The 13,893-nt window shown below is 67.8% G+C and carries 12 protein-coding genes and 1 tRNA gene; 10 read left to right on the top strand and 3 right to left on the bottom strand.

Annotated elements, in window-relative coordinates:
* The first annotated feature begins 263 nt into the window (after positions 1 to 263).
* The 7 genes from VEY12_10580 (at position 264) to VEY12_10550 (ending at position 8,017) form a co-directional block, all read left to right on the top strand.
* Entirely contained in the window at positions 264 to 1,157 is an 894-nt protein-coding gene (locus tag VEY12_10580) for a CoB--CoM heterodisulfide reductase iron-sulfur subunit B family protein (protein ID HYM40563.1), read from the top strand.
* Positions 1,154 to 3,157 (top strand): CoB--CoM heterodisulfide reductase iron-sulfur subunit A family protein, encoded by a 2,004-nt coding sequence (locus tag VEY12_10575; protein HYM40562.1) that lies wholly within the window; start codon positions 1,154 to 1,156, stop codon positions 3,155 to 3,157. The genes VEY12_10580 and VEY12_10575 overlap by 4 nt, the downstream gene beginning before the upstream one ends.
* On the top strand, positions 3,154 to 3,567 hold the full coding sequence (locus VEY12_10570) for a hydrogenase iron-sulfur subunit (protein ID HYM40561.1): 414 nt from the start codon (positions 3,154 to 3,156) through the stop codon (positions 3,565 to 3,567). Before VEY12_10575 ends, VEY12_10570 begins: the two co-directional genes overlap by 4 nt.
* Positions 3,567 to 4,724 (top strand): (Fe-S)-binding protein, encoded by a 1,158-nt coding sequence (locus VEY12_10565; protein ID HYM40560.1) that lies wholly within the window; start codon positions 3,567 to 3,569, stop codon positions 4,722 to 4,724. The genes VEY12_10570 and VEY12_10565 overlap by 1 nt, the downstream gene beginning before the upstream one ends.
* Before the next feature lie 4 nt (positions 4,725 to 4,728).
* A complete protein-coding gene (locus VEY12_10560) occupies positions 4,729 to 6,240 on the top strand; it encodes an FAD-binding oxidoreductase (protein ID HYM40559.1) in 1,512 nt (503 codons plus the stop codon).
* A gap of 69 nt (positions 6,241 to 6,309) precedes the next feature.
* Positions 6,310 to 7,458 carry a (Fe-S)-binding protein gene (locus VEY12_10555; GenBank protein ID HYM40558.1) on the top strand — a complete coding sequence of 383 codons (1,149 nt, stop codon included), beginning with the start codon at positions 6,310 to 6,312 and terminating at the stop codon, positions 7,456 to 7,458.
* 61 nt (positions 7,459 to 7,519) lie between these two features.
* Positions 7,520 to 8,017, top strand: a complete 498-nt coding sequence (locus VEY12_10550; protein ID HYM40557.1) for a hypothetical protein — start codon at positions 7,520 to 7,522, stop codon at positions 8,015 to 8,017.
* A 7-nt stretch (positions 8,018 to 8,024) separates the two neighbouring features.
* Here VEY12_10550 and VEY12_10545 read toward each other — a convergent pair.
* Positions 8,025 to 8,136: transfer RNA gene (locus VEY12_10545), tRNA-Met, on the bottom strand.
* A gap of 255 nt (positions 8,137 to 8,391) precedes the next feature.
* Between VEY12_10545 and VEY12_10540 the strand changes: the two genes are divergently transcribed.
* Together VEY12_10540 and VEY12_10535 are read left to right on the top strand one after the other, a co-directional pair.
* Positions 8,392 to 9,261 (top strand): alpha/beta fold hydrolase, encoded by an 870-nt coding sequence (locus VEY12_10540; GenBank protein ID HYM40556.1) that lies wholly within the window; start codon positions 8,392 to 8,394, stop codon positions 9,259 to 9,261.
* Positions 9,262 to 9,374: 113 nt separating this feature from the next.
* The gene (locus tag VEY12_10535) at positions 9,375 to 10,391 is read left to right on the top strand and encodes a hypothetical protein (protein HYM40555.1); all 1,017 of its coding nucleotides are present in this window, start codon (positions 9,375 to 9,377) and stop codon (positions 10,389 to 10,391) included.
* A gap of 6 nt (positions 10,392 to 10,397) precedes the next feature.
* Here VEY12_10535 and VEY12_10530 read toward each other — a convergent pair whose 3' ends face one another.
* Positions 10,398 to 10,781 carry a hypothetical protein gene (locus VEY12_10530; GenBank protein HYM40554.1) on the bottom strand — a complete coding sequence of 128 codons (384 nt, stop codon included), beginning with the start codon at positions 10,779 to 10,781 and terminating at the stop codon, positions 10,398 to 10,400.
* Positions 10,782 to 10,924: 143 nt separating this feature from the next.
* Here VEY12_10530 and VEY12_10525 point away from each other — a divergent pair, with 143 nt between their 5' ends.
* Complete coding sequence (locus VEY12_10525; protein ID HYM40553.1) at positions 10,925 to 13,039, top strand: hypothetical protein; 2,115 nt, start codon at positions 10,925 to 10,927, stop codon at positions 13,037 to 13,039.
* 57 nt (positions 13,040 to 13,096) lie between these two features.
* Here VEY12_10525 and VEY12_10520 read toward each other — a convergent pair whose 3' ends face one another.
* A complete protein-coding gene (locus VEY12_10520) occupies positions 13,097 to 13,870 on the bottom strand; it encodes a 30S ribosomal protein S3ae (GenBank protein HYM40552.1) in 774 nt (257 codons plus the stop codon).
* Positions 13,871 to 13,893 lie beyond the last annotated feature (23 nt).

Here is a 13,893-nt window from a genome sequence, read left to right as displayed (position 1 = left end):
TGGCCCCGCATCCGGCGCCTTCCGAGCCCGTGCGTCTTCCTGTCGATCCTCCAGTGGACGCGTCCAGGGATTACACGTGCAGTACGTACCTTAGCTATATCCGGCGTCCGGAGGGTCGACGCCCACAGGATGGCGGGAGCGATGGAGCTGACATCCCCTCGTTCGGTGGCTCCCGAGTTCTGGCCCGGAGTCGCCTCGAGGTCACGCGGCGTTGCACGCCGAGCCGGCAGGGGATCAACGCTCGCCGCCTTGGAGGAATTCCCATGAGATTTGCGTATTTCCCGGGGTGCGCGGCGCAGGATGAGTGCGAGGAGCTCGACGAGTCCACGCGCGCGGTGGCGAAGGAACTCCGGATCGAACTCGTCGACCTAGAGGGCGCCGCGTGTTGCGGCGCGGGGGACCTCCAACGGACGGAGCCCGAACGCGCCCTGGCGGCGAACGCCGGCACCCTGTCCCTGGCACAGGCCAAGGGGCTCGACATCCTCACCGTGTGCGGCGCGTGCCAGCTCTACCTGTCCGAAGCCGCGCAGGCCCTCGAGGACCCGGATACACGCGCGAGGATCAACCACGCCCTGGGACGGGCGGGACCGAGCGCCTACGGCGGTGGCGTTCGGGTCAAACATCTCCTCCAGGTCCTGCTGCAGGACGTCGGCGAGAAGAAGCTCGCGGCCCACGTGCGGCGACCGCTCGGCGACGTCGCGGTGGGCGCGTTCTACGGGTGCCGCCTCTTGCGGGCTCCTGGTGCGGAGGCGTTCGACACGCCTGCGGACCCGAAATCGATTGAGCGCCTTGTCCGGATCCTCGGCGGGAATCCGCTGCCGTACCGAGGCCGGACCGCCTGCTGCGGGTTCGATGCCCCGACGGTGAGCGAGGACCTCACCTCGCGGTTGTCCGGCGCGGCCCTCGCAGAGGCAAAGGACGCGGGTGCGACGATGCTTGCGACCCCTTGCCCACTCTGTCACCTCGTGCTCGACGCGCATCAGAAGGAGGCCTCGAAGGCCGCAGGCCGGCGGATCGGCATGCCCATCCTCCATCTCCCCCAGCTCGCCGGGCTCGCGTTCGGCATCGATCCGGGCCGCCTCGGCGTGGGGCGCCACACGGTCAGCGTGGCCCCTGTCATCGGGATGCTCGAGGCACAGGAGGTCGTGAAGGCGTGACGGACGGGGAACGCAAGGTCGGCGTCTTCATCTGCCATTGCGGCGGGAACATCTCCGACGTCGTCGATGTCAACGCCTTACGGGAGTTCGCCGCGAAGCAAGCCGGGGTCGTGGCCGCCACGGACTTCCGGTTCATGTGCTCGAACCAGGGGCAGGCGCAGCTCCAGGAGACGATCAAGGAGAAGGGACTCGACGGGGTCGTCGTCGCATGCTGCACCCCCAAGATGTACGAGGACATGTTCCGCGAGACCGCCAAGGACGCGGGGATGAACCCGTACCTCCTGGAGATCGCCAACGTGCGCGAGCAGTGCGCCTACGCCCACCGGTCCCAGCCCGAGAAGGCGACGGAGAAGGCGAAGGCCCTCGTGGGAGCCCAGGTCGCCAAGGTCCTCCGTCTCCGGGCTCTCGAGGTGAAGATCGCCCCCATCCACGAGGGCGTCGCAGTGATCGGTGCGGGGATCGCGGGGATCCACGCGGCCATCCTGCTCGGCAATGCCGGGCACAAGGTCACGCTCATCGAGAAGAGCCCCACGATCGGCGGCAACATGGCGCGCTTCGACAAGACGTTCCCCACGATGGACTGCGCGATGTGCACCCTCTCCCCGAAGATGAACCAGGTCTTCAACCACAAGAACGTCGAGCTGCTCACGTACGCCGAGGTCACGAATGCCGTCCGCACGCCGGGGAAGTTCACGCTGACCGTTCGCAAGAAGCCCCGCTACGTGACGGACGACTGCATCGGGTGCAATCGGTGCACGGAGCGCTGCCCCGTGAGCACGCCCAAGAGCCCGGTCAAGGTGGAATCCGAATGGAACATGGGGCTCGACCTCCGCAAGGCGATCTACCTCCCGTTCTCCCAGGCCCTCCCGCAACTCTGGACGATTGACGCGGACCACTGCTTCTACTTCCAGAGGAACCGCGCGTGCCGGATGTGCGCGAACGTGTGCCCCGCGGACGCCATCGACTTCTCCATGCAACCGGAGGAAGTCAAGGTCGAGGTGGGCGCGGTCGTCGTCGCCACGGGGTACCGTCCGTTCGACGCTACGCAGGTCGCGCACTACGGGTTCGGGACGTATCCGGACGTGTACCATGGCCTGCAGATCGAGAGACTCCTGTCCTCCACGGGACCCACCGGTGGGAAGCTCGTGAAGAAGGACGGGACGCCGCCGACGTCCGTGGGGATCATCCACTGCGTCGGCTCACGCGACGAGAAGTACCGCCCGTACTGCTCGCGCGTGTGCTGCATGTACTCCCTGAAGTACGCCCATCTGATCCGCGAGCGGACCGGGGCGCGCGTGTACAACTTCTACATGGACATGCGCGCGAACGGGAAGGGATACGAGGAGTTCTACCAGCGCGTGGCCTCCGAGCAGGTCGGGTTCGTCCGCGGGAAGCCCGCGCGGGTGACGGACGTCGCGACGTCGCCGGAGGAGCAGGGCAAGCTCATGATCGTCGTCGAGGACACGCTCGCGGGTGTCACCCTCCGCGTGCCGGTGGACATGGTCGTACTGAGCACCGCGATGGAGCCGGGAGACGTCGACGGGCTCCTGGCCTCCCTCCACCTCGACAAGACCGCGGACGGGTTCGTGAAGGAATATCACCCGAAGATCAACCCCACGGACACCGCGGTGAAGGGCGTCTTCGTCGCGGGCTGCGCCCAGGGCCCCAAGGACATCACGGACACGATCGCGCAGGCCGGCGCCGCGGCGATGTCCGCGGCGACGTTCCTCGGGAGCGGCGAGATGACCCTGAACCCGCTCGTCGCGGAGGTGAACCCGGATCTGTGCCGCGCGTGCGACCGATGCACGGACGCGTGCGAGTTCGACGCCGTCCACATCGACCCGCAGGGGCTCGTCGCGGTCGTGGACGAGACCTCGTGCGAGGGATGCGGGAAGTGCACGGTCGTCTGTCCCACGGGCGCGATCACCGTGCGCCAGTTCACGAAGCCGCAGATCGTCGCGTCCATCGACGCGCTCGCTCCGAAGGCGGTGGCCCCATGACGGCCGACCCCGAGATCCTCGCGCTCTGCTGCAACTGGTGCGGGTACAACGCCGCAGACCAGGCGGGCGCCGCGAAGATCCCGTATCCGTCCGCGGTGAAGATCGTCCGCCTCATGTGCACGGGCATGGTGGACCCGTACTACGTCCTCCGGGCGTTCGAGCGCGGGTTCGACGGTGTCCTCGTGATGGGCTGCCACCCGGGTTCGTGCCACTACAAGAGCGGGAACGTCCAGGCGCGCGAGCAGACGGACCGTCTCTCGGGCGTCCTCCGGACGCTGGGCATCGGCCCCGAGCGGCTCCGGATGGAAGCGGCCTCGAGCTCGGAGGGACCGCGGTTCGCGGAAATCGCGAACGAGTTCACGGACACCCTTCGGAAGCTTGGCCCGAGCCCCCTGCGGGAGGTGGCCTGATGGCGGCCCTCGCATCCCCGACGGTTGGCCCGGACGACGCCCTGCGAATCCTGGCCCAGGAGGGCTGCATCCAGTGCAACAAGTGCACCCTGAGCTGCCCCGTCCACCGGGCAGACGTCCTCTTCAGCCCCCGCAAGGTGGTCCTCCGGGCGTACCTGGGCGGGGCGGACGGCATGAGCGAGCGAGACCTCTGGGCCTGCCTCACGTGCGGGGAGTGCCAGGCGGTCTGCCCGACCCAGGTGCCGTACCCGGCGTTCATCCGCGCGAAGCGGGAGGCGTTGCGCCCCATCCGGGAGCGGACCGCACCGTGCAAGCACGGTGGGTACAAGGACCTCCTGGCCAAGATCATGGCGAAGCCGAACCTGAAGCAGGACCGCCGCGCCTGGATCGGGGACGGGCTCAAGGTCGCGGACACCGGCGACGTGATCTATTTCACGGGCTGCATGCCCTACCTCGACGGCGTCTTCTCCTACTGCGACAGCGCCCGGATCGGGAAGGCGGCGATCAAGATCATGAATGCGGCCGGGATCGTGCCCGTCGTCGCGAACGCGGAACGGTGCTGCGGCCACGACGCCCTCTGGAACGGCGACCGCGAGACGTTCGAGACCCTGGCCCGCCGGAACGCGGAGTGGATCCGGGCGAGCGGCGCGAAGCGCCTCGTGACCACATGCGCCGAGTGCTACTCCATGCTGAAGTACGAGTACCCGAAGGTCGTCGGCGAGTGGCCCATTGAGGTCCTCCACATGACCCAGCTCATCCAGGAACTCGTCCAGGAGGGACGGCTCGCGTTCACGAAGCCCGTGGACCTCACGGTCACGTACCAGGATCCCTGCCGCCTCGGCCGCCACTCCCGGGAGTACGACGCACCGCGGGCCGTCCTGCAGGCGATCCCGGGCGTCACACTGGTCGAGATGGACCGCGTGCGGGAGAACGCGATGTGCTGCGGCGTCGGGGCGTACTCGAATTGCGACGCGCAGACGAAGTTCCTGCAGCAGGAGCGCCTCGAGGAAGCCGCGTCGAAGGCGGGGAACCTGGTCACCGCGTGCCCGCACTGTCGCATCCACTTCTCCTGCTACCTCGACGGCCGGCCCGTGGATCCCCTCCCCGCGCTGAAGATCATCGACCTGACCGACCTCGCCGCGCAAGCCCTGGGGTGAGAGGTTGGTTGCCCTCGCCCTCGAGCAAGGCCGGGAGGACGCGACGTTGGCGTTCCTCCGAGAGGCGAGGATCCCATATCAGGCGGGCGAGCTCCTGGGGTACGCCACGGACGCGTCGTTCCTCACGCTCGGGGTCCCCACCCGGATCGCCTTCCCCAAGGACGAGGCGGAGTGCGTGGCCCTCACGGAACATGCGGTGCGGCATGGCGTCGCGCTCGTGCCTCGGGGAACGGGGTCGGGCACCGCAGGGGCAGCCATCGCGCCCCCCGGGTCGCTCCTCGTGGACATGGAGCGGGTCGGTGCGACCGATGCGCGCGGCCACCGGCGCGGGCTCTTCACGCCCCTGATCGTGGACGCGAACGGGGGCGCCGTCGACCTGGCGAACGCGGGACCCGAGGACGAGCTGTACGTCCGCGTCGGCGCGGGACGGACGAGCGACGAGACAAATCGAGCACTCGCCAGGTACGCGTGGACCGTGGCCGTCGTGCCGAGCAGTGGCTACAGCACATTCGGCGGGAACTTCGCGACGAACGCGCGAGGCAGCGGGACTCCCGCCTTCGGCGCTTTCGGCGACGCGGTCAACCGCCTCCGGATGGTCGCAACGTCGAAGGAAGGCGCGCGCGTCCTCGAGATCACGGACCGGAAGGAAATCCGACGCCTCGCCGGCCACCACGGGCTCTGTGGCCTCGTCACGGAACTCGACGTTCGGATCGCCCCGATCCCGAAGCCGGAGGACATGGTGTGCGCGATCCTTTCCATCGAGTCCGAGGAAGCCGGGCGTCTCGGTGCGACCATGGGCCGTCTGATGAAGCGGGTCGCGGCCTCCTGCCGGTACTTCGCGGGCGAGTTCCTCTTCATCGACGAAGGGATCGTGCGGCCGGACGACCCGATCCGAACGGACCCGGTCCTCGGCGCCTATTTCGCCGTCACGCCCGGCCGGCGCCGCATGGTCCTGCTGTACCGGGGACGCACGGAAGGCATGGAGCCGCTGCCCCGCATCGCGGCGGAATTCCCGGACGTCGGCTACCGGGAGATCACGTTCCCAGAATTCCGGAAGATGATGGCCGTGCGGACCGCGGCGACGGGGAAGGCGCTCCACCGCGTGAACGTCCCCGGATGCGAGGACTTCATCGTGTACGACCCGGAGCGGTTCGGGGACGTCCTCTCGCGGATGTTCGCAGCCATGGAGGGCGCCGCAGGGCGGCCCGTAGGCCACCACTACCCGGACGGGATCGAGGTCCACTACCGGCCGCAGGCGGCCGTGACGAAGGCGGACATCGAGGCCGCGTGGGCGCTCATCCAGAAGGTTCGGGAGGCCGTGCTGCGCACCGACCTCACCGTGGAGGACCGCAAGGAACACGGGCTTGGCCTCGCGCTCTTCCGGGACGGAACCGCGTCGCGCCACGAGGAGCTGCGCCGCCTCAAGGCGACGTACGACCCCGCGAACGTGTTCAGTCCTCATCTCCTCCACTCGGATATCGAGGGGCGATTCGTTGGGAGTTCCTTCCGCATCTGATGCCACCGGCCGCATGGACCGTGCAACCGAGGCCCACCGCAAGGGAGACACCGACGGGAGTGTGCTCCCATGACCGCCACGGCCGTGCGCCCGTTCGACGAGATGATGGACGAACTCGGGAAAGCGGGCGGGTCGTCCCTGTACCTCTGCTATCAGTGCGGAACGTGCACGGCCACGTGCCCGTGGAGCGAGGTCCGGGACGTGAGCCTGCGGAAGATGCTCCGCCTGACCCAGCTCGGCCTCGGCGGTCTCGAAGGTGACTTCCTGTGGCTCTGCACGACGTGCCGTGCGTGCACCGCCCGATGCCCGCGCGGCGTGGACATCCCGAGCGTGATCCGCACGGCCCGGGAGTTCGTCACCGCCGTGGGCGCAGAACCTGACGCGCTGAAGACGGTCCTCGGCCGCCTGTCCACGGTCCAGAACCCGTGGGGCGGGAACCCTGAGGAACGGAGCCGATGGGCGGAGGGTCTGACCGTGCGCCCGTTCGAGCCCGGCATGGACCTCCTCCTCTACGTGGGCTGCACGGCGGCGTACGACCCCCGCATCCGGACCGTGGCCCGCGCGCTCGTCAAGATCCTCGACGCCGCCGGGGTGAGGTATGGGACCCTCGGGAACGACGAGGCGTGCTGCGGAGACCCCGCACTCCGGATCGGCGACCCGGCCCTCTTCCGATCTCTTGCAGATCGGAACGCGGCCCGGTTCCGCGAGCGTGGCGTGGAACGCATCGTCACGATCAGCCCGCACTCCTTCGAGGCGTTGAAGCACGAGTACCCGAAGCTCGGGGCGTCGTTCGAGGTGGAGCACTACACGCAGCTCCTGGCCCGCCTCGCGGACGAGGACCGCCTCAAGCTCAAGACGTACGGAGGTGCCCGCGTGACGTACCACGACCCCTGCTACCTCGGGCGGTACAACGGGGTGTACGAGGAGCCCCGGAAGGTGCTGGAGTCGATTCCCGGGGTGCGCCTGGAGGAGATGGAGCGCAACCGGACCGACAGCCTGTGCTGTGGAGGCGGCGGGGGGCGGATCTTCCTGGAGACGCCCCGGGGGGAGCGGTTCTCGGATCTCCGGGTCACCCAGGCAGAACGGACAGGCGCCCAGGTGCTCTGCTCCGCGTGCCCCTACTGCGTCCTGAACCTCGAGGACAGCTCGAAGACGGTCGCATCGTCGCCCCTGGCGGTCCGCGACGTCGCGGAGTACGTCGCCGAGCACCTCATGTAGGCACAGCGGGACAGTTGAGCGACCCGCCAAGCTCTTAGGCGCTCCTGTGGTTCACGGGACCGTGCGGCTGCAGACCGTCCGATTCCGCCGGTGGGAGCTTGCCGCAGACGCGCTCGGCACGCACGACGCGTACGCGAGCATCGGCATCGGTTGGCCCGAGTTCTGCGGGTGCGTGCATTGTCGGAACTTCGCGCAGGCGCGCCCGACCACGTACCCGGTCGAGGCGACGGACCTCATGCAGCGCCTCGGTATTACGCCGGCCCTGGAGCAGGAGGTGATCCCCGTCGAGCCGCTCGGTCGCGACACGTACTTCTACACCGGATCCTTCGCGCTCATCGGGAAGCTCGTGTCCGGCTCGGATTTCTGGAAACCGAAACCGGGCGGGGGGCTGATGAACGATCGCGAGGCCACGGAATTCCTGACGCCCACGTTCCGGATGGGCTTCACGACGCGTCTCACGCGCACCCCGAAGCCCTTCCGCGACAAGCCCGTCGTTCAGCTCGAGTTCGCCGCCGAGGTCCCCTGGGTGATTCCGAAGCGCATGCCCGATCCCGGTTGACGGTGAATGTCGGGGGCGGGAGTTGAACCCGCGACCTCCGGATGCCTCAGGAGCGCCGTGGTCTGGACGGCGGCATCACCCTATGAGTCCGACGCTCCACCAGGCTGAGCCACCCCGACGGCCCGGCCCATGGACCGGCGTGTAATAAAGCATGCGGGGCGACCGCGGCAGCGACTCGCTTCGCGATTCGTGTTTCCGCATTTCCTCCGAACCGCGCCCCCGCGCAGCCCGACCCGCGAATCCACGAACCACGGAAATTCGCGCGGCAACATCCGCACGTGGCCGGCCAGAAAGCTCATGCGGTTCGCCGCTGTCCCGATGGACTCGGGAACCCCGTGCGGTCCCCGGGTTGGTGAGGTGTGGTTCGCGTCGACGTGGCGCAGTTGCGTGAGGGGTTCACGGAACCCCACGAGCTCGTCCACGCGTCGGATGGGAAGGTCTTGTTCCTTCGACGATGGGACACCGCCGCGCGCTCCAGCACCGCGTTCCTCGTGCTCCACGGCATCACCGCGCACAGCGGGCCGTATGGGGGGCTGCTGTCCAAGGAGCTCGCCGCCGCCGGCTTTCCCGTGTACGGCCTCGATCTGCGGGGCCACGGTCTCTCGGACGGCCGCCGCGGAGACTATCCCAGCCGCGACCGGTTGCTGGCGGACCTCGGTGAGGCCCTCGCCTTCATGAGGACCCAGGTTCCGAAGACCGTACTACTGGGCCACAGTCTCGGAGCCCTGAATGCCGTCGTCGCCGCGAACGCGTTCCCCGACCGAATCGACGGGCTCGTCCTGATCAGCGCGGGACGCCAACTCCGACGCGGCGTGTATGCGAAGCCGAAAGGCCGCGCGCTCGTCAAGACCCTGATCGGCGTCTCCTTGCTCCGGGGCCGACCCCTCATCGAGTACCGCCGTGCCGGGATGACGGGCGAAGGGGATCCCCTCTTCAACTTCGAGTATTCCGCCCGCTTCATGTCGATCCTGTTCGGAGCGCCCGCGCTCGCGGTGGCACGGATGTTCCGAGAAGGGCAGCTGGACTCCCCGAACCTGCGATTCCGCCGGAAGCTCCAAGTCCCAAGCCTCGTGGGAGTCGGGGACCAGGACGAGCTCTTTCCCGTGGAATCGACACGTGCACTCTTGGACGGCATCGAGTGTGACGACAAGGAATTCTTGGTCATTCCGGGGGCAAGGCATGCGGTGTTCCCCGAGGGTTCCTGGCGTCCTCTCATCGCATGGGCGAAACGGAAGTTCCCGTGAGCCTGGAGGGAATTGGTCCGGACCGCTACGCTCGCTCCGTTGAGCACAGGCGGTCCAGTCAAGGCGTCGATCTTCCCGACCCCATTAAATACCTGCGAAATCGTGAGTTCCACGTGGACCCGGAATACGCGTCACGGGACGCACGCGCTGTCGAGGACCCCATCGCCGCAACGTTCGATCTGGCGGAGTCCGTGAATCGCCAGACGCCGAAGATTCGACGCATGCTGCGGTACGTGTGGTGGTTCGTGCTGGTCTGGTTGGTCCTCGATTTCTTCATCATGATTCTGATGTCCGAGGACAAGGGCTTGACGCTCGTCCTGTTCGCCCCCGTCGTTGGCCTTCTCTTCGCCCTGCGCTACACGAGCACCCCCACGAGCCGGTCCGTCGTGTTCGCCGCCGCGCTCGTCTTCGGCGTGCTCCAAGTCCTCTCGTTCCGCGGCACCCTGATCATCGGGACGGTCCTCGAAGTCTTGTTCTTCCTCGGCTTCCTCATCCTAGAGCTGCTTCGTGACCTCCGCGGATTCTTCGACTACTTCGCCCTGCGGCACCGGGTCATTCAACGCCTCCGCAGCTCGGACCCCGTGGTCTACATCCCGGAAGGGAAGGATTCCGTCAGCCGAATCTTCAGCCACCTGGCGGCCTCGAGCCCCGACGTGCGCGCGGTCGCGGCAATCCCGGGAGCCCTCGCGACGCCGGCCCTGCTCACGGGAAAGAGCGGCCTGACGTACTCCTTCGACGGCTACCTCCGCGCCACACCGTCCGCCGTGCGGCGGTACACCGGGTTCGGCGACCCGGGCTTCGCGATCTTCGCGAAGACGTTCGACCACACGCCCACCATCGCCGATGTGCAGGCGTTGAAAACCGCGGTCGCGGACGTCTGCCTGGCCACGCGGATCCCTCCTGCGCGCGTCCTCGCGATTTGGAAGGGCAAGGGAACGGAGACGATCGCTCCCGACGTCTACGACCTCGTCACAAAGGATGCGATCCGAGTCACGATCCGCGGCTCCACGTTCGTCTGCTCCCTCGAGCTCGCGCGCGAAGGGGAAGATGGCACGTACGACTTCATCCCCGTCGTCGTCGAGCCCGCCCTCGGGTTGTCCCCCACTCCTCCTCCGCCCGCGAAGGCGTGAGGCGCGTTACTCCTGGAGCCAGAACGGCGCTTTGGTAAACCGATAGTGGTCCCGGATTTGCTCCTCGTAAATCTTGCGGTAGAATTCATTGTACTTGCGGATGTGGACTACGCCCGCCTTGGTGATCTTCACGCGGTAGTGGCCCTCCGCCTCCTCGACCGTCACGTGGCCCTCCTTGACCAGCGCCTCGAGGACGCGCTCCGTCATGAAGTGGTTCGACTTGATCTCGCGCTTCACCTGCTCCTTGGAAATTCCCGCCTGCCGCGGCAGGAGCGGATCGAGCTTGGCCTCCAGGTCGTCCTGGTACAAGTCAATCCCGAGGTCCGCGACGAGCCGGTTCAGGACGAAGCATCCGTAGATCACGAGGTCCTTGTACGGCCGGGAGGGCATGAGGACAGCCGCGGCACCGGAACGGGGCTACTTAATGCGTTCCGCAGGACGGGTCGAACGGAGGACCTCATAAAGCCATCGGGAAGACTCTTGCCCGTCCGGATATCCCCTGCGCGTGGAATCGCATGGGCAAGGTGCGACCGATGCAAGCCCTCTGCGTCTCTCGACGTCCGCCCCGTGTCCTGTACCTCGTGATCGCGATCGTGCTGGGAGCCGTGGCCGTGACCGCCGCGTTCGGCCCTTCCCTCCTCCAGGGAGGCCTCGGCCGAAATCCCACGTTCCTGCGGCTCCTGGGCTTCCAGCCCGCGTCGACCGGGACCTCCCTGACCGCCCAGAGCGCCGGCGACGCGAACGCGGGCCAGGTCATGCTCGCCGCCGCGGCGGTTCCGGGTGCGACCCCCTCGCCGCCCCAGGCGACCGCCCGGACCGCGCCGCCAACCGCGCCCCCCGCGAACGCGACGACCACGGTCGGGAGCGGCTCGTCCGCTGGCGCGGATCCCGTGGGCACCTCCAGTCCGGCGATTCTGGAGCTGAACGAAACGAGGGACAACCTGACCGCGAACCCCCTGGACTCCTTCGGCCTGGGCGTCCTGCCGCGGGACGCGGGCAACGTGACCGGCGCGCCCGACGTGGCCCACTTCCTGGATCCCACGGTGAACGAGAGCGCGTGCACGTGGACCAAGGAGGTTACCTCCTCGGACAAGGACCACGACGGCCATCCGGAATACGTCGACATCAAGATGCTCGGGACCTGCACGGTCACCCGCAACGACGTCGTGATCGCGAAGGCCACGGTGGCCCGCGACGTCCAGCTCTGGGACAACGACTCCAGCGGGGTCTTCAACGCCTTGGAAGCCCGACAGGGACTCGAGGCCTACGCGGGTCCGCTTCACGGCACCTGGCAGTACCACGCCCTCGCCTCGTGGACCCTGAGCGTACGCGACGCGGATGAGGACGGCAAGCCCGAGTTCGCCCGCGTCACGTTTGCAGGCATGCAGTCGTTCGATCGGAATGGGAACGGGAACGCGGAGTTCGTGCGCACGGTGACCGCCCACCTCGAGACCGTGACCAACCTGAGCGCGGGCGTGCCCAACACCGCGAACGTCTCCCTCCGCGTGTACCAGACGTACGACCTCCACGACGACGGCGGAAAGGAATACGAGGGCGTCCTGGAGATCGCGGCGCACACGGTCGATGCGAACCACGACGGCCGCAACGAGACGGCCAACGTCACGGCGACGGGCTATGAGGCCCTGGACCGAGACCGGGATGGGCGGCCGGAACTCGCGCGCGGTCTCGAGTTCGCCCTGAACGCCTCGAACCCCGGGGACCTCCCGAACCCGACGCGCACGGACTTGCACATCTACGTGTACGGCTGGGCGGATCCGCAGGGAAACGGCAGTCTCGAGTACCGCACGGCGCTCGAGATCGCCGGCGTGGCGATGGACGCGAACGGCGACGGCCATCCCGAGTTCCTGCAACTCACGCTCCACGCGGCCGCCCTGCGGAACGTGAGCGACGGGCGGCCCCACGTGAACGCCACGCTGGACGGCGTGTACACCGCCTACGACAACGACTCCAGCGGCGTCGTGGAGAAGGCCACGTTGCATCTCCAGGCCGAGGCCCTCGTCGTTGCGAACGGCACGGTGGCGCACGCCTACGCCACGCTGGACGCCCTCGTGCTGAACGACTTGGGCGCGGAGCACCCGGACCGCGTCGAGCTACACTACGTGGCGACGGAGACCATCGATCTGAACGGGGACGGCATCACGGACGAGACTCGAGGCGTCACCCTGGACTTCGTCGCGGTGGACGCGAACTCGGACGGCCACGCGGAATCCGCGAACCTCACGGTCCACGCGACCGACGTGGTGGACCTGAACCACGACGGCGTCGCGGAGTATCAGGCCTCCTTCGACCTCTACGTGCAGTACACGGACGCGAACGACGACGGCCAGCCGGAGTACGTGAACGTCACCGCGAGCGGGTCCGTGGTCCAGAAGGCGCAGAACGGCACGCTCGAGATGACCGAGTCCCTCAGCTACGAGGCGCGGTACGTGGACGCGAACTCCACCGGCCAGTTCCGGAACGTCACGATTTCCTTCCGTGCCGAGAAGACCGTGTACGCGCCGGACGGGAGCATCGTGAGCCACGAATGGATCGTCTACGAGTACTCGGGCCCCGATCCCAACTCGCCAGGAACCACGGACGCCGGAACCCAGCCGTTGGAGGCGTGGGTGCCGACGACCGTCTCGTGACCGAGGACGACCGGCCCGACGGGAGCCGGTCCTTCCCCATTTTGCACGGACGCAGACTCAGAGCCCGCCGGGTCGGTCGGGCGGAATCTCCTCGGGTGGGAGTTCCTCCGGAGTGGGTTCCTGGGGCTTCGGCTCCGCGGGCGCGGGAGCCGGCGCTTCCGGGGCGGGCGGCTCCACGGGCGCCTCCGTTGGCTTCTCCTCCGCGGCGGGAGGCGTGATGGGCTCCGTGGGGACCGCGCCCATGGTCGTGACCTCGGACTTGCGCACCTCGACGCGCGACACAGGGTGGATGGGCTTGCAGCCCAGGGCGATTGCCTTGGCGAGATCCCCGGAGATGATTCCCTTGACGAACTCGCCCACGCTCTGCTTCGCGGCCGTGTCCGAAATCGTCCTGGCCATGATGGCGCGGATCACGCGCTGCTTGGACGACTGGATGCGGCGGTCCGTGATCGCCATGGGCTTCACGCGGATGTGCCAGTTGTCCTTCGTGGCCACGTCGACCGTGAGGTCCGTCCGCGTGCGCTTCCGGCGCGTGAGGCGGCGGATGTAGTCCGACGTCATGTCATGCCCGACGAACTGGGTGAGTGCGTCCTGCCCCTGGACCTGGTTCACGCGGAACAGGAGTTTGATGTGCATCTTGCTGAAGTCCCCCGTGAGGTCCTGGACCGTGACCTCCGTGATGCGGCCGACGAGCTTGTCCGGCGTGTCCGTGGGCGTCTCGCCGAGGAGCTGCTTGTTGAACATGTCGGGGGCGAGCAGGTTGTACCAGACCTTCGCCTTCCACTTGTCCTTGATCTTGCGTGCCGCGGCGCGGGACTTCTTCTCCGGCATGGGTAAGCCGCTCGAATGGGCGG

It is taken from the genome of Thermoplasmata archaeon (assembly GCA_035632695.1).
Taxonomy (GTDB): domain Archaea; phylum Thermoplasmatota; class Thermoplasmata; order RBG-16-68-12; family RBG-16-68-12; genus RBG-16-68-12.
Note: the sequence above shows the minus strand (reverse complement) of the source record. Positions and strands in the feature narration are given on the sequence as shown.

What these genes read in the sequence shown, in the direction of transcription:
- VEY12_10580 (HYM40563.1), top strand. Translation starts at nt 264, where the DNA reads ATGAGATTTGCGTATTTCCCGGGGTGCGCGGCGCAGGATGAGTGCGAG.
- VEY12_10570 (HYM40561.1), top strand. Translation starts at nt 3,154, where the DNA reads ATGACGGCCGACCCCGAGATCCTCGCGCTCTGCTGCAACTGGTGCGGG.
- VEY12_10565 (HYM40560.1), top strand. Translation starts at nt 3,567, where the DNA reads ATGGCGGCCCTCGCATCCCCGACGGTTGGCCCGGACGACGCCCTGCGA.
- VEY12_10555 (HYM40558.1), top strand. Translation starts at nt 6,310, where the DNA reads ATGACCGCCACGGCCGTGCGCCCGTTCGACGAGATGATGGACGAACTC.
- VEY12_10530 (HYM40554.1), bottom strand. Translation starts at nt 10,781, where the DNA reads ATGCCCTCCCGGCCGTACAAGGACCTCGTGATCTACGGATGCTTCGTC.
- VEY12_10525 (HYM40553.1), top strand. Translation starts at nt 10,925, where the DNA reads ATGCAAGCCCTCTGCGTCTCTCGACGTCCGCCCCGTGTCCTGTACCTC.
- VEY12_10520 (HYM40552.1), bottom strand. Translation starts at nt 13,870, where the DNA reads ATGCCGGAGAAGAAGTCCCGCGCCGCGGCACGCAAGATCAAGGACAAG.